Below are 21,336 nucleotides of genomic sequence, written 5' to 3'. Positions count from 1 at the left end.
AGAGTCCCGGAGCGCCGGCCCACGGATGGCCGCCCCAATCATCGTCAGGCATCTATCCGAAACCCCAGCCAGCAGGCTGGGGTTTTTTTATGGCCGAAAGAAAACCAGAGCCGACAACGCATTGATTCCGAACCCCGGCCATTGGTCGGGGCTCACTTATTTAGGGGCTCCCCATGCGTTTAGGGGTCTCTCCATGAAGAGTCCCGGAGCGCCGGCCGGGTATCGTCAGGCATCTATCCGAAACCCCAGCCAACAGGCTGGGGTTTTTTTATGCCTGCACCGATAAGGAGATTGAAAGGGCCTCCCTTGGGCGAGGGACGACAGTAGGACTTTGCCCTAAACCGTGTGCCGTCCAAGCCGTATATTGACCAGATCAATAATTTGCCGAGACGCTGTTTCGATATCTGACTGCGAGGTATCAATTATCAGGTCAACATTCTTCCAAGGCTCGTAATGGCGAGCTTTGACCTTGGCCCAGTCGGGCAATTCCAGGTTCTCAATATCACTTTCGCGGCTTGCAATGCGATTTCGATGCGTCGCTTCATCCGAGCAGAAGAGCTCAATCTGCACGAATTCCACATTTGCTAAGTCGGCCGCACGACGCCAAGCCTGCCGAGTTTCCTCGATGGAATTAACCGCATCGCCGATGACAATGCGGCCTAGGCGCAGGTTATCCGTTGCCAAGCGACTGGCCACCATATACCCCACTGGCTTTAAGTCATCATTGGGGCTTACGTTGGCATCCCAGACAGCCTGTTCGATAGTATCGATACGAAGATGGGTGGCGAAGAGTGACTCTGCAGCCCTTCTTGCTACGGTGGTTTTCCCGACGCCAGGTAGCCCTCCCAAAATAATCAGCATCTCCATATCCTTGTGAAATCTGTGCTATCAAAGCGGCACTGGTGGTCGTGATCTTTCAAGCCATTTGACGAAGTAAGTCTTAGGTGAAACATCTCATAGCCTCATGAACTAGCCTTCTTGCCGTACCGAGGAACTCATCTTCAGACGAGGAGCAAGCCATGCTGCAAACGCTACCCGATGGATTCACCGCCGTGATTACCGGTGCCGGGGGTGGAATTGGTCAGGCCGTGCTGAATCAGCTGTTGAAGAGTGATCGTCCGGGGCGTGTCATTGCGGTTTCACGTCAGAGCCTCGAGATTGACGATGCTAGAGTCGAAAGCTTGAAAGCCGATGTCACGACCGACGAGGGTCGCGAGCTGCTGCGGGACAAAGTGGATGGCGCCCCTACCCACCTGCTGTTCAACGCCATAGGCCTGCTTCACGACGAGCGGGAGGGCATCTCGCCGGAAAAGCGACTCGAAGACCTCGATGCCGGGGCACTGGCGACACTCTTCAACGTCAATGCCATTACGCCGGTTCTGCTGATTCAGACGTTAGTCAATTCCCTCAAGGGTCGCCATCCCGCCATCATTGCCAGCCTCTCGGCCAGGGTGGGTTCGATCGGCGATAACGCACTAGGTGGGTGGTATGGCTATCGAGCCAGCAAGGCGGCACACAACATGTTCTTGCGTACGGCCGCCATTGAGCTGGCGCGCTACAACCGGCAGGCGATCGTACTCAGCCTGCATCCCGGAACGACCGATACCGGCCTGTCCCAGCCTTTTCAGAGCAGGGTTCCGGAAGGCAAGCTTTTCACGTCAGATTTCGTGGCAGAGCGTTTATTGGCGGTGATGAACGGTCGTCGCGCCGAGGAGAGCGGGAGTTTCTGGGATTGGGCAGGAAAGCCGATACCGTTTTGACGGTACCGGCCTTGTGGCCATCACGCCGACTGCATGACCTGCAGGGCTTCGATCAAACTGTTCATCTCGTCATCGGTGCCGATCGAAATACGCAGGAAGTCGCTGAGTCCGTCCCTGTTGAAATGCCTCACCACAATGCCGCGTTCGCGCAGACCGCTGAACAGGCTGGCGCCACTGTATTGGCTGTGACGAACGAACAGGAAGTTGGTCTGCGACGGCAAGACTTCGAAGCCCAGCGATTCGAGCTGATGCCGCGTCCACTCGCGAGTGGTGATGACCTGTCTGCAGCAGGCCTGGAAATGGTCGTCATCTTCCAGCGATGCGATGGCTACTTCGCTGGCCAGCATGTCGATCGGGTAGGAGTTGAACGAGTTTTTCACCCGCTCCAACCCTTCGATGAGTTCACGCGAGCCGATCGCATATCCCACCCGCAGCCCCGCCAGACTGCGACCTTTCGAGAAGGTGCCGGTGACCAGAAGGTTGGGGTGGTCATTGATCAGCGGTACGGCACTTTCGCCGCCAAAATCGACATAGGCCTCGTCGACCAGCACGACACTATCGGTAATTCGCGCCAGCAATCGGGCAATCGCCTGGCGCGGATGACCGTGACCGGTAGGGGCATTGGGGTTGGCGAACACCACACCGCCGTTATCGACATCGAAGGCCTCCAGCGCGATCTGCCAGCGGTCATCAAGTGCCACGGTACGATAGGCGATATCGTAGAGCTTGCAGTAGACCGGATAGAAACTATAGCTGATGGCCGGCATCAACAGCGGCTTCGGCTGACAGAAGAACGTCTGAAATGCCAACGCCAGGACCTCATCGGAACCGTTACCGACGAAGACCTGCTCCGGCTCGACATCATGCGTTTTCGCCAGCGCTTCCCGCAGGGCCAGCGACTCCGGATCCGGATAGCGGCGTAGATGGTCCACGGCGAACTGCTGCAGTACCCGCTCGACGGCCGGAGACGGTGGATAGGGGTTCTCGTTGGTATTGAGCTTGATCAGCTTTTCGCGCGGCTGCTCTCCCGGTACGTAGGGTGTCAGGGCACGAACGGCGGGGCTCCAGAATTGACTCATGATCTCTCGCGGACACGTTATTGATAGAGGCTGGATGCGCGTGGCAGGGCAGCCCTCATAGTGACCTCTGGCCAGGTCCCGCGCAAGAAGTCCGGGCGCCGGAGCGCCGCGTGCGACCTGGCGTCTGCGTCGTGTCATCTCCGCCGATGTGGGCCTTCGGGTTGATTAGTGCTCTAACGGTCTCCATCTATGGAGTATCCGATCAACACGACTACCGTTAAGGACTTTCATGGCTCACGACAAGCTGCTTTCGCCTATCACTGTCGGGGATGTCGAACTCTCCAATCGCGTACTGATGGCGCCGCTGACCCGTGCCCGTACGCCGGACAGCGTGCCCGGTGCCCTGCAGGCCGAATACTATGCCCAGCGAGCCAACTCGGGGCTGATCATCAGCGAAGCGACCAATATCTCGCCGACCGCGCGGGGCTATGTCTACACGCCGGGGATCTGGACCGACGCCCAGGAAGCCGGCTGGCGCCAGGTCGTCGACGCCGTTCACGATGCCAATGGCAAGATTGCCCTTCAGCTGTGGCACGTCGGGCGCATCTCGCACGAGATGGTGCAGCCGGAGGGCCAGGCGCCGGTCGCGCCCAGCGCGCTGCGTGCCGAAGGCGCCAACTGCTTCGTCGAGTTCGAAGACGGCAGTTCCGGCCAGCATCCGACCAGCACGCCGCGTGCGCTGGAGCTCGACGAGATTCCGGCGCTAATCGACGATTACCGCCAGGCAGCCAAGCGCTCCAAACGCGCCGGTTTCGACATGGTCGAGGTCCACGCCGCCAACGCTTATCTGCTGCAGCAGTTCCTGGCTACCGGCAGCAATCAGCGTACCGATCGCTACGGTGGCAGCGTGGTCAACCGCGCCCGGCTGCTGCTGGAAGTCGTCGACGCCGTGACGGCGGAAATGGGCGAGGGCCGTGTCGGCGTACGGCTATCGCCGTTCATCGAGATATTCGGGCTGTCGGATGACGAGCCGCAAGAGATGATGCGCTATCTCGCCGACGAACTGGGTCGCCGCAAGATCGCCTATCTGCATATCAACGAACCTGACTGGACCGGCGAAGGTCCGCAGCTCAGCGATGATTTCCGTCGCGATCTGCGCGAGCGTTTCACCGGCACTCTGATCTACTGCGGGCACTATACGGCCGAGCGCGCGGAGACGTTGATCGAAAACGGCCTGGGCGACGCCGCCGCCTTCGGTCGCCCGTATATCGCCAATCCGGATCTGGTCGAGCGCTTCCGCAGGGATGCCGGCCTCAACGAGCCGAACCCGGATACTTTCTACGGTGGTGGAGCGGAAGGTTATACCGACTATCCGACGCTGGATTGAGTCGCTTTCCCGTGGCAGCCTGAGCGACGGCGTCCGAATGGGATGTCACGCGAGATGGTGTCACGAGGGAGACTTAACGCTATCCTGTAATCACGTGGCCGCCGAGGCGGCCTGTATGGCCCAGAAGTGAAAAGGAGAACCGATATGCAGATCAGGACGTTGCTGGCCAGCGCCGCCACGGTAGCCGTATTGGCCGGTTGTGCCAGCGGTGGCAACCAAACGCAGTCCGGCACCGCCGATTCCTCTGCCGGGATGTCGTCGAACGCCGTGACCTATGAAGGTACGCTGCCTTGCCGTAGCTGTGACGGGATCGACTTGACCGTCAACCTCAAAGGTCAGGAGTCCTCGCCGGCTTCAGAGCGCACTTTCACCCTCGAAGCCGATTATCAGAACCATCCGCAGAACCCGGACCCCGAGCAGTACGAAGGTCAGTGGGACGCGATGCAGGGGACTGCCGTTGATCCTCAGGCCACCGTCTACGAGCTGACACCGAACGGTGAAGGCCAGGTGTACTACTTTCAGAAGATCGACGACAGCACACTCGAGCTGATCGATCCGCAGCGCCGTCGTTTCGAAAATGGCGAGACTCTGCGTCTGACCCGTCAGTAAGCGTTACACCGATGACTCGATAGGCGGCCACTGGCCGCCTTTTTTTGTCAAAAGAAAAGCGTTGGAGGGGGCATCAACGGCGGTCCGTCGTTGATGGTCTGTCTAGAGGGTCCGTTGTGACGGCCTGTCGTAAAAGTGTCTTCAGTGATCGGCCGTCGTCGTGAAAATGCCTTCTGTGGCACCATAAGCTTCACGCTGACTTCTACTGAACCAGAGGGAGACCGCCGCGCGTGGCAAAAGCGAAAAGCGCCTTCGTCTGTACCGAATGCGGTGCGGATTACAGCAAATGGCAGGGGCAGTGCAGCAACTGCCGTGAATGGAACACCCTCAGCGAGGTTCGGCTTGGCGCCGCCCGGCCCGGTGCGGCGACGACATCCGGCGGCGGGTCACGTGGCGGCTACTCGGGCGCACTCTCGCGGGAAGTGGTCGATCTTTCCGGCGTCGATCTCACCGAGGTGCCGCGTTTCAGCTCCACGTTCGAGGAGTTCGATCGCGTACTCGGCGGCGGCCTGGTGCCCGGCTCGGCGGTCCTGCTGGGCGGCCATCCCGGCGCCGGCAAGTCGACGCTGCTGCTGCAGACCGCCTGCCGTCTGGCCCAGAGCAAGCGTGTCCTCTATGTCACCGGTGAAGAGTCGCTCTCTCAGGTAGCGATGCGCGCTCACCGCCTGCAGCTGCCGACGCAAGGGCTCAAGATGCTCGCTGAGACCAGCATCGAAACGCTGCTGGCCGTGGCAGAGCGCGAGCGCCCCGAGGTGCTGATCATCGACTCCATTCAGACCATGCATCTGGAAGATATCGGTTCGGCCCCCGGCGGCGTCGCTCAGGTTCGGGAATCGGCGGCGGCACTGACGCGCTTCGCCAAGCAGAGCAATACCGTGCTGATGCTGGTCGGCCACGTCACCAAGGATGGCTCGCTGGCCGGGCCCAAGGTGCTCGAGCACATGATCGATGCCTCGCTGCTGCTCGAAGGCGGCAGCGACTCCCGCTTTCGCACTCTGCGCGGGCAGAAAAACCGCTTCGGTGCGATCAACGAGCTCGGCGTGTTCGCGATGGTCGAACTCGGCCTCAAGGAGGTCAAGAATCCCAGCGCGATCTTCCTGTCGCGGAGCGAGGAGCTGGCGTCGGGCAGTCTGGTGATGGTGGTGTGGGAAGGCACACGTCCGATTCTGGTCGAGGTGCAGGCACTGCTCGACGAATCCGCGCTGGGCAATCCGCGCCGCGTGGCGGTAGGGATCGACCACAACCGCCTGGCGATGCTGCTGGCCGTGCTGCACAAGCACGGCGGCCTGTTTACCGGCGACCAGGATGTCTTTCTCAACGTCGTGGGCGGGGTCAAGGTGCTCGAGACCAGTGCGGATCTGGCGGTGCTGCTGGCCGTGGTCTCCAGTCTTCAGAATCGGCCGCTGCCGCGGGAACTGGTGGTGTTCGGCGAAGTGGGGCTATCCGGCGAGATTCGCCCGGTGCCCAGCGGCCAGGAACGCATCGTAGAAGCCGCCAAGCATGGTTTCACGCGCGCGATCGTGCCGCGGGGCAACGCCCCCAAGAAAGCGCCTGCGGGGATGCAAGTGGTCGCGGTCGACAAGCTGTCCGAGGCACTGGAAGCGCTGTGACCGCCCCCGGCCCCCGCATCCTGCCAACCGGCAGAGCGATTCGACCCATTGCTGGCGCTGAGTCTCGCCGCCGCGTCGGTTAAACTGTCCGGCAATGATCGATATCACCCGTAATATTTCCAGCCATGGGACGAGGAGCGAGACCATGAGTGCCATTCGCCTGACGCAGTACAGCCATGGGGCCGGCTGCGGCTGCAAGATCGCCCCCGACGTGCTCGACCGGATTCTTTCCAAGGCCGGCCCGGGCGCCCAGAGCAAGCAGCTGATCGTCGGCAACCAGGGGCGTGAAGATGCCGCTGTCTACGATCTCGGCGATGGTCGCGGACTGATCTCCACCACCGATTTCTTCATGCCGATCGTCGACGATCCGTTCGACTTCGGTCGTATCGCCGCCACCAACGCCATCAGCGACGTCTACGCCATGGGCGGCAAGCCGATCATGGCGCTGGGCATTCTCGGCTGGCCGCTGGACAAGCTGCCGGCGGAAATCGCCGGCGACGTCATGTCCGGTGCCCAGGCCGTCTGTCGCGAGCTGGGTGTCGCCCTGGCAGGCGGCCACTCGATCGACGCGCCGGAGCCGATCTTCGGACTCTCGGTCAACGGCCTGGTCGATCTCGACGATCTCAAGCTCAATAGCGGCGCCAAACCGGGCGACCTGCTGTATCTGACCAAACCGCTGGGCGTCGGCCTGCTGACCACGGCCGAAAAACAGGGGCTGCTGAAACCCGGTCATCACGGCCTGGCACGCGAGACGATGCTGATCGCCAACGACATCGGCGTCGAACTGGCCAAGATCCAAGGCGTGCACGCCATGACCGACGTCACCGGTTTCGGTCTGGCCGGCCACCTGAGCGAAGTGTGTGCGGCCAGTGGCGTCGACGCCTGGGTCGATTTCGCCAAGCTACCCAAGCTCGCCGAGGCCGAAGCCTATCGTCGCCAGGGCGCGGTGCCCGGCGGCACCGGGCGCAACCGCGAGGCGATCGGCAAGGCGCTGCCGGAAATGGACGCCGCGCACTGGCAGTGGCTGTGCGATCCGCAGACTTCCGGCGGTCTGCTGCTGGCGGTGGATCCGGCCTGGGCGGATGACGTCGAACGCGTCGGCCGCCAACACCGGCTCAAGCTGGAAGCCTTCGGCGAGTGCGTCAGCAAGCGCGGCGGCCCCGGCCTGATCGAGGTGCGCGGTTGAAAGACGATCTAAAGAGCGGTGCGAAGGGCGGTGCGAAGGGCGGTGCGAAGGGCGGTGCGAAGGGTGATGTGAGAGAACCGCATGAACTGATCGATGCCGATCTGGCGCTGCTGGGCCGGCCGTTGATCGACGTGCGAGCGCCGATCGAATTCTCGGCCGGCGCCTTGCCGGGTGCGATCAACCTGCCGTTGATGAACGACGACGAGCGCCGCGAGGTCGGCATTCGCTACAAGCGCGCCGGCCAGGCTTCCGCCGTCGAGCTCGGCAACGACCTGGTATCCGGCGATCATCGCGAATCGCGTCTGATCGCCTGGGAGCAGGCGATCGCGGCGGCGCCGGATAGCGTGATCTACTGCTTTCGAGGTGGCATGCGCTCGAAGATCTCGCAGCAGTGGCTCGCCGAACGGGGTTATTCGCTGCCACGAATTCGTGGCGGCTGGAAGGCGATGCGCAACCGGCTGATCGAGGCGCTCGAAGCCCATAGTCAGGCGCCCCTGCTGCTGGTCGCCGGCCTCACTGGCTGTGCCAAGACGGCTTTGATCAACTCGCTCGATGCCGGTGTCGATCTGGAAGGGCACGCACGTCACAAGGGCTCGGCCTTCGGTCAGCATCCGATGGTTGGCCCGTCGCAGATCGATTTCGAACACGGCCTGACGTTGGATCTGATGCGGCTGCCGCGGGCGCGCGTGGTCGAGGACGAGTCGCAACGCATCGGTCGTCTGGCGATCCCGGCCACTTTCTGGCAGTCGATGAAGGCCGCGCCCTGTATCCGTGTGGAGATGCCGCTGGAGTGGCGCCTCGAGCAGATCCGCAAGGATTACATCGAGGATCTGAGCACGATCTACCATCGCGATTACGGCCCGCATCTGGGCGAGGTGCTGTTTCGCAAGCAGCTTTCCGGCGCATTGAAGCGGCTCGGCAAGCGCCTGGGCGGCGAGCGGCTGGCGCGGCTGTTGGCGGCCCAGCAGCACGCGTTCTCGGCTTCGCGCCATAACAACGCGCAGGCGCACGACGCCTGGCTGGCACCGCTACTGCAGGAGTACTACGACCCGATGTATCGTCATCAGCTGGAGCGTCATCAGCTCGAGGGCCAGTCCCGGCCAACGCTGCATGTCGGCGACTGGGATAGCTGCCTGGCAGTGGCCCGGGACTGGGAGCGCGAGCACGCCGGCTAGCCGGTCCTGGATGAAACGGAATTACCGGTCTTCGAGCCACTGGGTCATGACACGGTCCAGCAGCGCCGCCTGACGGTCGAAGCGTTTCGGGTCGCGCAGAATCTCGTCACGGTTCTGCACGTAGGGTGATTCACCGGCCGGTGGCGGAGCGTGATCGTGAAGCGCTGCGCTATCTCGAGCCGTCAGTTCGAGATGGCACTGAAGCGCAACGACGCGGCCCAGATCCCAGGCGAACCCCTGGACCGGGCCGGCCGGAGTGCTGCCCAGGGGCAGGGAGCCATCCGGCAGGCCGAAGATGTCCTGGTGCCACAGCAGCGCCTCGAAGGTTTCCGGCAGATCGAAGGGGCTCTCGTCGGCCAGTGTCAGCGGCTGCCAGCCGAGCTCCGGCTGCACCGCGGGCGAGACGATGGAACCGAGCGCTTCGGCAATCAGGCCCGCGCCGAAGCCGATGCCCATCACCGGCTTGTTGCTCCTCAAGGCACGGTCGAGCAGCTTGCGTTCACGCTTGAATAGCGTTGCATCGGGCGGCGAGAACGCGTCAAGCAGAATCAGCGCGTCGCAGTTGGCCAGGGGCGGCGGCAGCTCACCCTCGTCCAGTCGACAGTGATTGTGGCTATGCCCCATGCCGGCGAGCCAGTCCGCCATGCGGGCCGGGCCAAACAACGGGCTATGCTGGAGAAAATAGATATGCATGATAGGTTCATCATGGGGATGACCGGATCGCTCCACAAGCGTGAAACGGAGTTTTAGCGATGGCCATTCGGGCCCAGATCCTCGAGCAGATCTACACCATCGTGGCGCAGATTCCGCCGGGTCGTGTTACTACCTATGGTCGGATCGCCCAGATGACGGAAGGTGCCACGGCGCGTCTGGTCGGCACGGCCATGCGACAATTGCCGAGCGGGCACGACCTGCCCTGGTACCGGGTGATCGGCGCCAGCCGACGCATCGCGGACCATGGCGGCGCCCAGCGCCAGCACGATAAATTACGCGCGGAAGGCATCGTTTTCGACGCCAGTGGTCGCGTGCCCACGCATTTGATGTGGCCAGAATGACGATGTGGCCAGAATGATGGAGAGTTCATGACCCAGCCCACGGCTAGTTTCAACGCCAGACTGCGCCAGCTCGATGCGCGCCGACAGATTGCCTTCATGGCCGCGCTGAGCGAGCGCCTGGTGCCCAACTATGCGCTCTATGCCGGCATGAGCGGTCAGGGGAATCCCAGCGTAGTGAACAACGTGCTGGATCTGGTGTGGGAGCGGCTCAAGGTTCCCTCGGCGAAGATCGATTTCGACAAGCAGGCCGAGAAGCTGGCCGAGGTCGAGCCTCCGGAGGCCGATGACAGCTTTGGTGCGCGGCGGGCGACGGAGACTGTCATGGCACTGACCACTCTGCTCGATACCCTGCGCGGAGAGGCGCCGGAGGCGGCGTTGGAGGTCAGCCGCGTTTCGCGCAACGGGGTACGCGCCTATATCGAGATGTCCGAGGGCAGCGAGGACGCCGAACGTCTCGAGGCGTTGTTTCATGAGCATGAGCTGATGCAGGACGAGCGCGATTTTCAGGATGCGGTACTCGAAGCGCTCGAGGCCGACCCCAGACTCGGCGATCTTGCGGCACTGCGTGCGCTGGGCCGCAACCAGGGAGTCAGTAACCTGGGGCTAAGTCTCGACTGACCCTTCGTATCAACCGGCTGTGGATAAATTGGCTACGCTGAGGGACGAGAAAGGTCGACTGCGGCACGGAGCGGTGCGCAGGAATAACGTTCAAGGAGGAGCAACATGCAAAGACGCTGGTCGGTGAGTAGCACGATGCGGGGAACCCTGGCGCTGGGAACCCTAGCACTGGGAACTGCAGTGCTGTTGGCGGGTTGTCAGAGCCTGCCGGGCTGGGGGAATGATCCATTGCGCGCCGAGCCGGTAGTGAAAAGCGTGCACGAGCCCGACTGCGAAGGTGCCAACTGCGCCAACGTCAATGCCGCTTATCTGCGTTTCCCCGATTCGCCGCAACTTTCCGCCGAACTCGAGCGACGCCTGTTCGGGCTGGCCAGCGGGCTGAGCGATAGTCCCGATGGCAACGCCATAGGGCAGGCGACTTCGTTCGATGTGTTTGCCGATCAGGTGTTCGCGGCCTCGCGCAGTGCTCGCCGGAGTGTCCCGGAGATGCCCGGCTTCGAAGCCGACCTCAAGGCCGAGGTGGTGGCGGATCACGATGATCTGCTGGTCATCGAGCTCGATGGCTACCTGTATAGCGGTGGCGCTCACGGCATGCCGTTGACCTCCTACATGGTAATCGAGCGCAATACACAGCGAGTCGTGGACCTTGACGACATGCTGTTGCCGGGACAGCGTCCGGCCTATGAGGCCGCTCTCGAGCGCGCCCACCGGCGCTGGCTCCAGACCGATCAGGCATCCGGATTGTCCCAGCTGCAGTGGCCGTTTACGACATCCGATAACGCGGCACCGCTGAACGAAGGTCTGGCGATCAAGTATCAGGTCTATGATCTGGCGCCATACGCCGTGGGCCAGCCGACGTTGATGATTCCCTACGCGGAACTCGAAGGGGTCGTGAAGCCGCAATACTTGCCCTAATGCCCACCTGGCGTGACGTATGACCATCCCCAGGGGGCCAGCACTTTCGGCATTGCCGACTCGTAAACGAGACCGCCGCGCCTTGAACAGGGCGCGGCGGTCTGGTTACGGGCATCCGGATTCGGCTTTATAGCCGCATCTCGATGCCATGTTCGGCCATGTAACGCTTGGCGTCGGGAATCGTGTATTCACCGAAGTGGAAGATGCTGGCGGCGAGGACCGCATCGGCACCGCCTTCCTTGACCCCGGCCACCAGATGATCGAGATTGCCGACGCCGCCGGAAGCGATCACCGGCACCTCGACCGCATCGCTGATCGCGCGGGTCACGCCGAGATCGAACCCCACCTTGGTGCCGTCGCGGTCCATGCTGGTCAGCAGCAGCTCGCCGGCGCCGTACTCGACCATCTTGCGCGCCCAGTCCACCGCATCCAGCCCGGTGGGACGTCGCCCGCCGTGGGTGAAGATCTCCCAGCGCGGCGGTTCGCCCTCGGCGCTGACCTTCTTGGCGTCGATGGCAACGACGATGCACTGGCTGCCGAAGCGCTCGGCGGCTTCGCGCACGAAGTCCGGATTGGTGACGGCGGCGGTATTGATCGAGACCTTGTCCGCCCCGGCATTGAGCATGGTGCGGATATCCTCGCAGCGACGAATGCCGCCGCCCACGGTCAGCGGGATGAACACCTCGCCGGCGATGCGCTCGACCATCTCGACCGTGGTATCGCGGTCTTCGTGGCTGGCGGTAATGTCGAGAAAGGTGATCTCGTCGGCGCCCTGCTGGTTGTAGCGCTTGGCGATCTCGACCGGGTCGCCGGCGTCGCGGATTCCGACGAAATTGACGCCCTTGACCACGCGGCCGGCGTCGACGTCGAGACACGGGATGATGCGTTTGGCCAGTGTCATGAGACATCTCCCTTGGCGGCGCCAATCCGGTCGGCCCGGATCGAATCGCCCCGAATCGAATCGCTTAGCGCCTGAGCCTCGGCCACATCGAGCGAGCCTTCGTAGATGGCACGGCCGGTGATGGCACCGATGATGCCGCTGTCGGCAACTTGGGCCAGCGCGCGGATATCCTCCAGGTCGGTCACGCCGCCGGAGGCGATCACCGGCAGACCGCCGTCACGGGCGAGCTGTGCGGTGGCCTCGACGTTGACGCCCTGCATCATGCCGTCGCGGGCAATGTCGGTGTAGACGATCGAGGAGACGCCATCGTCGGCAAAGCGCCTGGCCAGATCCACGGCCTTGACCGTCGAGACCTCGGCCCAGCCATCGGTAGCGACGAAGCCGTCGCGGGCATCCAGGCCGACGATCACGTGACCGGGAAACCGGCGACACATCTCTCCAACGAAATCCGGCTCCTTGACCGCCTTGGTGCCGATGATCACGTAGCTGACGCCGGCGGCGAGATAGTGCTCGATGGTCTCCGCGCTACGGATACCGCCGCCGATTTGGATCGGCAGATCCGGGAAGGCGCGGGCGATGGCGGTAACGGCTTCGCCATTGACCGGCTTGCCCTCGAAGGCGCCATTGAGATCGACCAGATGCAGCCGACGCGCGCCGGCCTCGACCCAGCGTGCGGCCATCGCCACCGGGTCGTCGCCGTAGGACGTGGCGTCGTCCATGCGGCCCTGCTTGAGGCGCACGCACTGGCCGTCCTTGAGATCGATGGCGGGAATTACCAGCATGGTTTCGAGTCCTTTGAGTCAGTCAGGTGCCGTCTGAAAAGCCGGCGCGGCAGCCACTTTTCGGATGATGCCTAGGGCGCCCAGTTGACGAAATTTTCCAGCAATTGCAGGCCGTCCTTGGCGCTCTTCTCCGGATGGAACTGGACGGCGAAGACGGTACCGCGACCGGTGACCACATGGGCGTCGATGCCGGCGTATTCGGTCGACCCGAAGACATCCTGGTCATTGTCGGCTTCGACGTAGTAGCTGTGCACGAAGTAGAACCGCGCGCCGTCCTCGATACCATTCCAGAGCGGATGTTGGTGATGCTGCGTCACTCGATTCCAGCCCATGTGCGGCACCTTGAGGCGCTCGCCCTCGGGCGTGGTCAGCTTATGCCCGAAACGACGTACCTTGCCGGGGAGAAAGCTCAGGCAGTCGACACCGCCGTTCTCCTCGCTGCGATCGAACAGCATCTGCTGACCGACGCAGATACCCAGCAGCGGCTTGGCCTGCTCTTCGAGCAAATCCTTGACCAGGCCTTCGAGTTCGGTGCGCTGCAATTCGCCCATGCAGTCGCGAATCGCGCCCTGTCCGGGCAGTACCAGGCGCGAGGCACCGCGAATCGAACGCGGATCGCGGGTCACCATGACGTTTTCATGGGTGACGTGCTCGAGCGCCTTGGCCACGGAGTGCAGGTTGCCCATTCCGTAATCGATCACGGCGATCGTCATTGCGGTTCCCTCGCTGATTCGGTGGTATCGATGGACGGTATCACAGACTGCCTTTGGTCGACGGCATCTGGCCGGCCATGCGCGGGTCTTCCTCGACCGCGGCGCGCAGTGCGCGACCGAATGCCTTGAAGATGGTTTCCGCCTGATGGTGAGCGTTGAAGCCCTTGAGGTTGTCGATATGCAGCGTGACCTGGGCGTGGTTGACGAAGCCCTGGAAGAACTCCCAGAACAACTGGGTATCCAGTCGACCGATCGTCGCCCGGGTGAATTCGACATCCATGAACAGGCCGGACCGGCCGGAGAAATCGATCACCACGCGGGACAGCGCTTCGTCGAGCGGCACATAGGCATGGCCGTAACGACGGATACCACGCTTGTCGCCGATCGCCTGGGCGAATGCCTGGCCGAGCGTGATGCCGAGATCCTCGACGGTATGGTGCTCGTCGATCTCGAGATCGCCCTTGGCGTCGATCGTCAGATCGAGCATGCCGTGGCGAGCCACCTGATCCAGCATGTGATCGAGGAAGGGAACGCCGGTCTGGCAATCCAGGCGGCCGCTGCCGTCCAGGTTTACCGTGACCGTGATCTGGGTCTCGTTGGTGTTGCGTGACACCGTGGCAATGCGCTCGGACATGCGGGGGGAGTCTCCCGATACGGTTGGCGAGAATCCGCCATTATAGTGAATCGGGCCCGGCATCCGCTACAATGGCAGCGTTTATCGAGCGGCCATCATCGTATCGCCATCGGGTCCGGTCTAAATGGTCGCTTCAAGATGCTGGCGTGCACCACTTGCCGTCCGCAGGTGGCTGTCGATGGCCGCGCACAGGGAGGATTCGAATGAAGGGGCTGTTCAGAGCGTTGCTGGCGGCAGTCGGGGTGCTGGGGATTCTTGTCGTGGTGGCGGTGGTTTATATCACCACGTTCTTCGACCCGAATGACCTCAAGCCGCGCCTGATCGAGGCGGTTCGCAATCAAAGCGGCCTCGAGCTGCGCCTCGACGGGCCGCTGTCGTGGTCTTTCTATCCGCGCATCGGCGTCAGCGTCAAGGATGCCGAGGCCTGGCTCCCCGCCCAGTCCCCGGACGACGACGCGCCTTTTGTCGGCTTCGACAACGCTGAAGTCAGCGTGGCTTTTACGCCGTTGCTGACTGGAGACGTCTCCATCGACGGCCTGATTCTCGACGGCATGCGTCTCAATCTGGCCCGCGATGCAAAGGGCCAGGGCAACTGGCAAGCGCTGCTGGATCGGCTGGCCGAGAACGACAACGCTGACGGCTCGACCGCCGAAGCGCCGACGGAACAGCCAGCCCAGACGGAAAAGCCGGCGCTGGCGGAGAAATCCGCGCCAGCGAAATCGGAGAAAAAGGGCCCGGGCCTGAAACAGGGCGACGATCAGGCGGTGGCGTTCGACATCGCCAGTATCCAGGTCTCCAACAGCCAGGTGAATTACGTCGACCGCCAGAAGTCGCTGGATATCACCCTGTCCAACCTCGGCCTGCAGAGCCGCAACGTCAGCCCGCAATCGTCGTTCCCGGTGCAGCTCTCGTTCGATGTCGACGGGCGCCAGCCGGACCTCAACGGCAATGTGCAGTTCAAGAGCCAGATGCGCATGGATCTCGGCGCCAAGCGTTACTCCTTCGAGAACGTGACGCTCGATGGCAAGGCTCAGATGCCGGCGCTGGCCGAGCAGGCGCAGACGCTCAACCTGAAGGTCGCCACGCTCGTCGCCGATACCCAGGCGAAGCAGTACCGCGCCGACGGGATCAAGCTCGGTGCTTCGCTCTACCACTCCGCCATGCAGGAAACGCCGCTTTCGCTGGATCTGCAGGGCAATGCCGTGGCCGATCTCGAGGCCCAGACCGCCACGCTCAACGACGTTTCCCTGAGCGGAGACGATGGCCTGGATCTCGACGGCAGCGTGAATATTACGCAGCTGGACGACGCGCCTCGCTATCAGGGACGAATGGAGCTGGCGCCGCTGTCGATTCGAGACTGGCTGACCCGATTCGGCGTCGCCGTGAAAAGCGCCGACGACAAGGTGCTTACCGCATTCTCGATGAGCGGGCCGTTTTCCGGCGACGCGCAGCACATCGATTTCGACGATCTGCAGATGACGCTGGACGACACGCAGCTGCGTGGCTCGCTGGGCGCCGCGTTCGACGGTCAGGCGCTGAATTTCGACCTTGCCGGAGACAAGCTCGATCTGGACCGTTATCTGGCGCCGCGGGCGCAGGATGCCGGCGAGAGTGTGCAGAGTGACGACGCCAAGAACACCGCCTGGCTCTCGACGCTCGGCATCGCGCCGGCACTGGCGGCAGCGGAGGGAGCCGAGCTGCTGCCCGTCGATTGGCTGGCGGGGCTCAAGCAGGAGGGGCACCTGACGCTCGACTCTCTCAAGGTCAAGGGCATCGACCTGAGCGGTGTCGAACTGGCCACCAGCGGCAGCGGCGGGCGCCAGCGCATCGATTCCCTCAGCGCCAGCCTCTACGACGGCTCGCTGCAGGCTTCCAGCGCCCTGGACCTGCGTCAGCCGCCGATCAAGCTCTCCTTCACCGAACGCATGAACAGTGTCGATATCGCGCCACTGTATCAGGGCTTCAGCGGCAAGACGTCGCCGCTGCGCGGCAAGCTCAACCTGCAGGGCGACTTCGATTCCCGCACCAACACTGTCGAAGGGCTCAAACAGAACCTCGACGGTCAGGCCGCGCTGCGGATCGATGACGGCGCGATGCTCGACGTCAATGTGTCGCGTCAGCTGTGCACGGCCGTGGCGACCCTGGAAGGCCGTGAATCGACCCGCGAATGGAGCGAGGACACCGCCTTCGACCGCCTGCAGGCCAGCGTGACGATCGACAACGGCGTGGTACACAACGACGATCTCGACATCGCCATTCCGGGCATCGACGTGACCGGCAAGGGCGACGTCAATCTGGTGACCAATCGTCTCGACTACCGTGCCGCGGCGCGCTTTACCGATACCGCCGACGAGGCGGCCTGCGGGGTCAACCCGCGGCTGGCCAAGGTCGACTTCCCGATCCGCTGTCAGGGCAGTCTGAACGATGCACCGGGCCAGTGGTGCGGATTCGACCGCGAGGCGTTCCAGAGTTCGCTCGGCGAGCTCGCCAAGGATGAGGCCAAGCGCAAGGCCGGTGAACGCGTCGACGAGGAGCTCGACAAGCAGCTCGACGACGAGACCCGCCAGAAGATCGACGACAAGCTGGGAGAGGGCGCTTCCGAAAAGATCGGTAACAAGATTCGCGATCTATTCCAGTAAACCCGGGCAAAGGCCAGTCTCGGCGCCGACGCAATGTCGGCGCCGTTTTATTCGATTCGGTTTCCTCACCCAGATTTTTCGCTGAGTCCCATCATTCACAAGAGGTGTCGTTTGGCAGAAATAGCGCTCTCGGCCGAGGCCTTTCGTCAGCGCGTGTTCGACTGGTTCGACGCTCACGGGCGCAAGTCGTTGCCATGGCAGTACGACAAGACGGCTTATCGGGTCTGGGTGTCGGAGATCATGCTGCAGCAGACCCAGGTCACTACCGTCATCCCCTATTTCGAACGTTTCATGACGCGATTCCCGGATGTTCAAACGCTGGCGGATGCGCCCCAGGATGATGTGCTGCACCTGTGGACCGGGCTCGGTTACTACGCCCGGGCGCGTAACCTGCACAAGGCCGCCAAGGTCGTCGTGGACGAGCACGATGGCGAGTTCCCGACCCACGATCTCGAGGCGATGACCGCCTTGCCGGGGATCGGGCGCTCCACGGCCGGCGCGATCGTCAGCATCAGTACCGGCCAGCGGGCCGCGATTCTCGATGGCAACGTCAAGCGCGTGCTGGCTCGCCTGCATGCGGTGGACGGCTGGCCGGGCAGGAGCGACGTCCTGGCAAGGCTGTGGGAGTTGGCGGAGCGCTATACCCCGGAAGAGCGGCTGCCCGATTACACCCAGGCGATGATGGATCTCGGCGCCATGATCTGCACGCGCGGCAAGCCGAGCTGCCTGCTGTGCCCGTTCGAGGATGTCTGCGTGGCGCACGCCCAGGGCGAGGAGCGCCGCTACCCCGGCTCCAAGCCCAAGCGCGAGTTGCCGACGCGCCAGACTCAGATGTTACTGTTGCGGGACGACGCTGGACGGGTGCTGCTCGAAAGACGCCCGCCCAGCGGCCTGTGGGGCGGCCTGTGGGGCTTTCCGCAGTTCGATGGCGACGATGAGCTGCACGAGTGGCTGGAACGGCACTGTCGGGGCGTCCACCTCGAATCCGCCTGGCGACCGTTCACCCACACATTCACCCATTTCCGGCTGGAGATCACGCCCCGGCCTGCGCGGCTTCCGGATCAGAACGCCGTTACCGCCGTGGCGGAATCGAATCGCCAATGGGTCGACCCCGCCGAGCCCGCCAACGTCGGCCTGGCCGCGCCGGTCAAAACCCTGTTGGCGACACTGGCCCAGACCCACGCACTCAACGCATGACAGGAGGTTTACATGGTGCAGACCGTATTCTGCCGTAAATACCAGCAGGAGCTCGAAGCTCTGGCGTTCCCGCCGCTGCCCGGCCCCAAGGGCCAGGAAATCCAGCAGACCGTCTCCAGGCGCGCCTGGGAGGAGTGGCAGGCCCAACAGACACGGCTGATCAACGAGAAGCATCTCAACATGCTGGACCCGGAATCACGGGCGTATCTGATGGCCCAGATGAACCGTTTTTTCGACAATGAAGAAACCGATCACGCCGAGGGCTACGTACCGCCCAGCCAGTGATTTTTCGATGTCGCGAAAGGAACTCATCTTTTTGAAATAAAAAGGCTTGACCCCCAAACGGCTTGCTGGTTAAATGCGTCCCCGTTGGCGAAGGCCAGATAGCTCAGTCGGTAGAGCAGGGGATTGAAAATCCCCGTGTCGGCGGTTCGATTCCGTCTCTGGCCACCATCAATGCTGGGGCATCGCCAAGTGGTAAGGCACCGCTTTTTGGTAGCGGTATGCGCAGGTTCGAATCCTGCTGCCCCAGCCATCGCTAACGTCTCTATGCTCGCCGACATAGCTCAGTTGGTAGAGCAACTGACTTGTAATCAGTAGGTCCCGGGTTCGACTCCTGGTGTCGGCACCAGAGCTTAGAGATTGATTTGAAAGGCTTTTTTGGCCTTACAAGAGACCGCCAACTTGGCGGTTTTTTTGTGCGTGTCCATTAAGTGTCCATATTGGCCCATGCCCAAGATTTTCTGCCCCGCCTAATAGACGCCGTCGCCATATTATCGCTTGGCGGCGGTCACAGCTTCCAAGCGGACCAGGTCGTGCCGATGCCTGGATCGCTACAAATTGATTGGTCCGGCGCCGCCTTCAGCGCCGCTCTTGTCCCAATGTTTCAGCAGCGTTTCGACGAAGCGTTCCGCGGCCGGTGAGAGGGCGCTATCGCGGCGTCTCACCATGCCCAGAGTTCGTTTTACCAGCGGCTCGACTAGGGGGCGCTGAACCAGCAGCGGGTGTTCCTGATCGGGCATCGATAATCTGGGGACCGCCGCAACGCCCAGTCCGGCTTCGACCATCCCCAGCGAGGTCGACAGATGCTGAACCTCGTAGAACCAGGTCGGTCGCTGGGTCAGCGACGAGAGTTCATGGTCCAGCAGCATCCGGTTGCCGCTCATCTTTCCCACCCCGATCAGCTTATGCGTGCTGAGCTCGCTCCAGGTGACGCTGTCATGCGCCGCCAGCGGATGGTCGTGCCGGCACACCAGCACAAAGGGTTCCACCACCAACGGTGTGAAGATGATATCGGGATGGTGCCCGCTGAGCATGTTGATGCCGAATTCGGCCTCGCCACTGAGCACGGCACCGAGCCCATCGTTCGCGCTCAGGTCGAGAAGGCGAATGCGGATATTGGGATAGCGGGCGTTGTACTCCCGGATGACAGCCGGCAGGAAATAGAACGCGGCGGTGGGGATGCAGGCTAGCGTAATTTGGCCAATCCGGTTTTCGGCCAGCGCGCGGATGTTGAAAAGCGCGTGGTCGAATTCATCCACCAGGCGTTTGGCTTGAGGGAAGAAGTCGCGTCCGACGGTGGTGAGCGAAACGCTGCGGGTCGTGCGTGCCAGCAGCGGCGTTCCCAGAATGGATTCCAGCTTCTTGATGCGGCGACTCAGGGCCGGCTGGGAGAGATTCAGCGACTGCGCTGCCGCCTGAAAACTCTCCAGTTCCGCCACCTTGAGGAACGCCTGAATCTGCTGCAGCTCATAGTTCATGACTTAAAACTCATGGTTCATAGCTCAAAACTTATAGTTCATTGGTCTAATGCCGCCGTGATCGACGCCTCGAGAAAGCTCATCGGCTGACTCCGTTTTTTCATGACTATCAATGGCTTGACTATCTTGAGTCTATTGATGTGTTTGGTGCATTAATCGTCACGATAATTGCATTGGATCGCTCGATACAAGCATGCGAGTTTGCCCTCCACCAGTGGCCGCGGGTTGGCCGAAACATGGAAGGAACGATCTATGCAAGCCATCCCCTGTGTATTGATGCGCGGCGGTACTTCGAAGGGTCCGGTATTTTTGGGTAGCGACCTGCCCCGGGATCCGGCGCAGCGCGACGAGATGTTGCTGGCGCTGATGGGATCGGGCAATGAGCTGGAGGTGGACGGCATTGGCGGCGGTTATCCGCAAACCAGTAAGGTCGCCATCGTATCGCCCTCGTCAGAACCCGGTATCGACGTGGATTATCTGTTCGTCCAGGTCATGGTCGAAGAGCGGCGCGTGGATACCTCTCCTAATTGCGGCAACATGCTGAGCGCTGTCGGCCCCTTCGCCATCGAGCAGGGGCTGGTAGCAGCGCAGGGTAACGTCACGCGGGTCACGATCCATAACGTCAACACCCAGAGCATCATCGACGCCGATATCCAGACGCCGGACGGGCGGGTCACTTACGTCGGCGAGACGCGTATTGACGGCGTCCCCGGCATGGCTGCGCCGGTGTTGCTGGAATTTCGCAACGCCGTGGGAGCGAAGACCGGCGAACTCTATCCCACCGGTCATCCACGAGACGTCATCGACGGCGTCGAGGTGACCTGTATCGACGCCGCCATGCCCATGGTTCTGATGCGGGCAACGGATCTCGGCAAACGGGGTGATGAGTCGCCGGCCGAACTCGATGGAGATCGCGAGCTGATGGCCAGGCTGGAGTCGATCCGGCGACAGGCCGGAGCCGCCATGGGTCTGGGCGATGTCGCCGACAAGGTGATTCCCAAACCTGTCCTGATCAGTGCACCGCAAGCAGGCGGTATTCTGCAGGTGCGCTATTTCATGCCGCATCGTTGTCATCGCGCGCTCGCCATCACCGGCGCCGTGGGTCTCGCCGTGGCATGCGCCGACGCTCGCGGGATTACCGACGGTCTCGCTGGCGTGTCGGACGACAGCGGGCTGCTGGAGCTCGAGCATCCGAGCGGCCGGTTGGGCGTCGTCAGCCATTGGCCCGCTGGGCAGCAATGGCCGCGCTGCTCGTTGGTGCGCACCGCCCGTCGACTGTTCAGTGGTTCGGTGTTCGTCCCGGAAACGCTCGAGCTGGACGCCGCCGGCTGAAGGCGTCAGAAACGCCCATCCAACATAAAACCAAGAGAAGGAGA

General features: G+C 62.5%; 21 protein-coding genes and 3 tRNA genes. 16 read left to right on the top strand and 8 right to left on the bottom strand.

Annotated elements, in window-relative coordinates; all coding sequences use genetic code 11:
- Nucleotides 1-336: 336 nt before the first annotated feature.
- On the bottom strand, nt 337-861 hold the full coding sequence (locus tag DOM58_RS17090; RefSeq protein ID WP_110693875.1) for a P-loop nucleotide/nucleoside kinase family protein: 525 nt from the start codon (nt 859-861) through the stop codon (nt 337-339).
- Nucleotides 862-1,019: 158 nt separating this feature from the next.
- Here DOM58_RS17090 and DOM58_RS17085 point away from each other — a divergent pair, with 158 nt between their 5' ends.
- Complete coding sequence (locus DOM58_RS17085) at nt 1,020-1,760, top strand: SDR family NAD(P)-dependent oxidoreductase (RefSeq protein WP_110693874.1); 741 nt, start codon at nt 1,020-1,022, stop codon at nt 1,758-1,760.
- Nucleotides 1,761-1,780: 20 nt separating this feature from the next.
- On the opposite strand, the gene hisC is transcribed toward DOM58_RS17085, so the two are convergent.
- The gene (hisC, locus tag DOM58_RS17080) at nt 1,781-2,839 is read right to left on the bottom strand and encodes a histidinol-phosphate transaminase (protein ID WP_110693873.1); all 1,059 of its coding nucleotides are present in this window, start codon (nt 2,837-2,839) and stop codon (nt 1,781-1,783) included.
- Nucleotides 2,840-3,068: 229 nt separating this feature from the next.
- Here hisC and DOM58_RS17075 point away from each other — a divergent pair, with 229 nt between their 5' ends.
- From DOM58_RS17075 to mnmH, 5 genes are all read left to right on the top strand, one after another.
- Nucleotides 3,069-4,166 carry an alkene reductase gene (locus tag DOM58_RS17075; protein WP_075563487.1) on the top strand — a complete coding sequence of 366 codons (1,098 nt, stop codon included), beginning with the start codon at nt 3,069-3,071 and terminating at the stop codon, nt 4,164-4,166.
- 144 nt (nt 4,167-4,310) lie between these two features.
- Nucleotides 4,311-4,775, top strand: a complete 465-nt coding sequence (locus tag DOM58_RS17070) for a copper resistance protein NlpE N-terminal domain-containing protein (protein ID WP_075563486.1) — start codon at nt 4,311-4,313, stop codon at nt 4,773-4,775.
- Nucleotides 4,776-5,005: 230 nt separating this feature from the next.
- On the top strand, nt 5,006-6,385 hold the full coding sequence (radA, locus tag DOM58_RS17065; RefSeq protein WP_075563485.1) for a DNA repair protein RadA: 1,380 nt from the start codon (nt 5,006-5,008) through the stop codon (nt 6,383-6,385).
- 145 nt (nt 6,386-6,530) lie between these two features.
- Nucleotides 6,531-7,571 carry a selenide, water dikinase SelD gene (selD, locus tag DOM58_RS17060; protein ID WP_110693872.1) on the top strand — a complete coding sequence of 347 codons (1,041 nt, stop codon included), beginning with the start codon at nt 6,531-6,533 and terminating at the stop codon, nt 7,569-7,571.
- Between the two features lie 68 nt (nt 7,572-7,639).
- Nucleotides 7,640-8,746 (top strand): tRNA 2-selenouridine(34) synthase MnmH, encoded by a 1,107-nt coding sequence (mnmH, locus tag DOM58_RS17055; protein ID WP_110693878.1) that lies wholly within the window; start codon nt 7,640-7,642, stop codon nt 8,744-8,746.
- Nucleotides 8,747-8,767: 21 nt separating this feature from the next.
- On the opposite strand, the gene DOM58_RS17050 is transcribed toward mnmH, so the two are convergent.
- Nucleotides 8,768-9,439 (bottom strand): type 1 glutamine amidotransferase, encoded by a 672-nt coding sequence (locus tag DOM58_RS17050; RefSeq protein ID WP_110693871.1) that lies wholly within the window; start codon nt 9,437-9,439, stop codon nt 8,768-8,770.
- A gap of 59 nt (nt 9,440-9,498) precedes the next feature.
- Here DOM58_RS17050 and DOM58_RS17045 point away from each other — a divergent pair, with 59 nt between their 5' ends.
- From DOM58_RS17045 to DOM58_RS17035, 3 genes are all read left to right on the top strand, one after another.
- Nucleotides 9,499-9,801 (top strand): MGMT family protein, encoded by a 303-nt coding sequence (locus DOM58_RS17045; protein ID WP_110693870.1) that lies wholly within the window; start codon nt 9,499-9,501, stop codon nt 9,799-9,801.
- A gap of 27 nt (nt 9,802-9,828) precedes the next feature.
- Entirely contained in the window at nt 9,829-10,419 is a 591-nt protein-coding gene (locus DOM58_RS17040; RefSeq protein WP_110693869.1) for a YjaG family protein, read from the top strand.
- 105 nt (nt 10,420-10,524) lie between these two features.
- Nucleotides 10,525-11,334, top strand: coding sequence for a DUF3298 and DUF4163 domain-containing protein (locus tag DOM58_RS17035; protein ID WP_110693868.1), 810 nt, complete (start codon nt 10,525-10,527; stop codon nt 11,332-11,334).
- A 127-nt stretch (nt 11,335-11,461) separates the two neighbouring features.
- Here the strand turns inward: DOM58_RS17035 and hisF are convergent, their stop codons facing one another.
- The 4 genes from hisF to hisB form a co-directional block, all read right to left on the bottom strand.
- Nucleotides 11,462-12,235 carry an imidazole glycerol phosphate synthase subunit HisF gene (hisF, locus tag DOM58_RS17030; RefSeq protein ID WP_075563480.1) on the bottom strand — a complete coding sequence of 258 codons (774 nt, stop codon included), beginning with the start codon at nt 12,233-12,235 and terminating at the stop codon, nt 11,462-11,464.
- Nucleotides 12,232-13,017, bottom strand: coding sequence for a 1-(5-phosphoribosyl)-5-[(5-phosphoribosylamino)methylideneamino]imidazole-4-carboxamide isomerase (hisA, locus tag DOM58_RS17025; protein ID WP_110693867.1), 786 nt, complete (start codon nt 13,015-13,017; stop codon nt 12,232-12,234). Before hisA ends, hisF begins: the two co-directional genes overlap by 4 nt.
- 71 nt (nt 13,018-13,088) lie before the next feature.
- Nucleotides 13,089-13,730, bottom strand: a complete 642-nt coding sequence (hisH, locus tag DOM58_RS17020) for an imidazole glycerol phosphate synthase subunit HisH (protein ID WP_075563478.1) — start codon at nt 13,728-13,730, stop codon at nt 13,089-13,091.
- Between the two features lie 40 nt (nt 13,731-13,770).
- On the bottom strand, nt 13,771-14,364 hold the full coding sequence (hisB, locus tag DOM58_RS17015) for an imidazoleglycerol-phosphate dehydratase HisB (RefSeq protein WP_110693866.1): 594 nt from the start codon (nt 14,362-14,364) through the stop codon (nt 13,771-13,773).
- Between the two features lie 203 nt (nt 14,365-14,567).
- Here hisB and DOM58_RS17010 point away from each other — a divergent pair, with 203 nt between their 5' ends.
- From DOM58_RS17010 to DOM58_RS16985, 6 genes are all read left to right on the top strand, one after another.
- Nucleotides 14,568-17,003 carry an AsmA family protein gene (locus DOM58_RS17010; RefSeq protein ID WP_110693865.1) on the top strand — a complete coding sequence of 812 codons (2,436 nt, stop codon included), beginning with the start codon at nt 14,568-14,570 and terminating at the stop codon, nt 17,001-17,003.
- Nucleotides 17,004-17,114: 111 nt separating this feature from the next.
- A complete protein-coding gene (gene mutY, locus DOM58_RS17005) occupies nt 17,115-18,200 on the top strand; it encodes an A/G-specific adenine glycosylase (protein ID WP_110693864.1) in 1,086 nt (361 codons plus the stop codon).
- 12 nt (nt 18,201-18,212) lie between these two features.
- The gene (locus DOM58_RS17000; RefSeq protein ID WP_110693863.1) at nt 18,213-18,485 is read left to right on the top strand and encodes an oxidative damage protection protein; all 273 of its coding nucleotides are present in this window, start codon (nt 18,213-18,215) and stop codon (nt 18,483-18,485) included.
- Between the two features lie 92 nt (nt 18,486-18,577).
- A tRNA-Phe gene (locus DOM58_RS16995) sits at nt 18,578-18,653 on the top strand.
- Between the two features lie 7 nt (nt 18,654-18,660).
- A tRNA-Gln gene (locus DOM58_RS16990) sits at nt 18,661-18,735 on the top strand.
- A 20-nt stretch (nt 18,736-18,755) separates the two neighbouring features.
- Nucleotides 18,756-18,831 (top strand) — tRNA-Thr (locus DOM58_RS16985).
- 202 nt (nt 18,832-19,033) lie between these two features.
- On the opposite strand, the gene DOM58_RS16980 is transcribed toward DOM58_RS16985, so the two are convergent.
- Nucleotides 19,034-19,960 carry a LysR family transcriptional regulator gene (locus DOM58_RS16980; RefSeq protein WP_075563378.1) on the bottom strand — a complete coding sequence of 309 codons (927 nt, stop codon included), beginning with the start codon at nt 19,958-19,960 and terminating at the stop codon, nt 19,034-19,036.
- A 252-nt stretch (nt 19,961-20,212) separates the two neighbouring features.
- On the opposite strand from DOM58_RS16980, the gene DOM58_RS16975 reads away from it, so the two are divergent.
- Nucleotides 20,213-21,292, top strand: a complete 1,080-nt coding sequence (locus DOM58_RS16975; RefSeq protein WP_110693862.1) for a 4-oxalomesaconate tautomerase — start codon at nt 20,213-20,215, stop codon at nt 21,290-21,292.
- Nucleotides 21,293-21,336: the final 44 nt, after the last annotated feature.

Origin of the sequence: Salinicola halophyticus (genome assembly GCF_003206695.1) — a bacterium.
Taxonomy (GTDB): domain Bacteria; phylum Pseudomonadota; class Gammaproteobacteria; order Pseudomonadales; family Halomonadaceae; genus Salinicola; species Salinicola halophyticus.
Note: the sequence above shows the minus strand (reverse complement) of the source record. Positions and strands in the feature narration are given on the sequence as shown.

Coding starts and splice junctions, on each gene's coding strand:
- DOM58_RS17090 (WP_110693875.1), bottom strand. CDS start 861: ATGCTGATTATTTTGGGAGGGCTACCTGGCGTCGGGAAAACCACCGTA.
- DOM58_RS17085 (WP_110693874.1), top strand. CDS start 1,020: ATGCTGCAAACGCTACCCGATGGATTCACCGCCGTGATTACCGGTGCC.
- hisC (WP_110693873.1), bottom strand. CDS start 2,839: ATGAGTCAATTCTGGAGCCCCGCCGTTCGTGCCCTGACACCCTACGTA.
- DOM58_RS17075 (WP_075563487.1), top strand. CDS start 3,069: ATGGCTCACGACAAGCTGCTTTCGCCTATCACTGTCGGGGATGTCGAA.
- DOM58_RS17070 (WP_075563486.1), top strand. CDS start 4,311: ATGCAGATCAGGACGTTGCTGGCCAGCGCCGCCACGGTAGCCGTATTG.
- selD (WP_110693872.1), top strand. CDS start 6,531: ATGAGTGCCATTCGCCTGACGCAGTACAGCCATGGGGCCGGCTGCGGC.
- DOM58_RS17050 (WP_110693871.1), bottom strand. CDS start 9,439: ATGCATATCTATTTTCTCCAGCATAGCCCGTTGTTTGGCCCGGCCCGC.
- DOM58_RS17045 (WP_110693870.1), top strand. CDS start 9,499: ATGGCCATTCGGGCCCAGATCCTCGAGCAGATCTACACCATCGTGGCG.
- DOM58_RS17040 (WP_110693869.1), top strand. CDS start 9,829: ATGACCCAGCCCACGGCTAGTTTCAACGCCAGACTGCGCCAGCTCGAT.
- DOM58_RS17035 (WP_110693868.1), top strand. CDS start 10,525: ATGCAAAGACGCTGGTCGGTGAGTAGCACGATGCGGGGAACCCTGGCG.
- hisF (WP_075563480.1), bottom strand. CDS start 12,235: ATGACACTGGCCAAACGCATCATCCCGTGTCTCGACGTCGACGCCGGC.
- hisA (WP_110693867.1), bottom strand. CDS start 13,017: ATGCTGGTAATTCCCGCCATCGATCTCAAGGACGGCCAGTGCGTGCGC.
- hisH (WP_075563478.1), bottom strand. CDS start 13,730: ATGACGATCGCCGTGATCGATTACGGAATGGGCAACCTGCACTCCGTG.
- hisB (WP_110693866.1), bottom strand. CDS start 14,364: ATGTCCGAGCGCATTGCCACGGTGTCACGCAACACCAACGAGACCCAG.
- DOM58_RS17010 (WP_110693865.1), top strand. CDS start 14,568: ATGAAGGGGCTGTTCAGAGCGTTGCTGGCGGCAGTCGGGGTGCTGGGG.
- DOM58_RS17000 (WP_110693863.1), top strand. CDS start 18,213: ATGGTGCAGACCGTATTCTGCCGTAAATACCAGCAGGAGCTCGAAGCT.
- DOM58_RS16980 (WP_075563378.1), bottom strand. CDS start 19,960: ATGAACTATGAGCTGCAGCAGATTCAGGCGTTCCTCAAGGTGGCGGAA.
- DOM58_RS16975 (WP_110693862.1), top strand. CDS start 20,213: ATGCAAGCCATCCCCTGTGTATTGATGCGCGGCGGTACTTCGAAGGGT.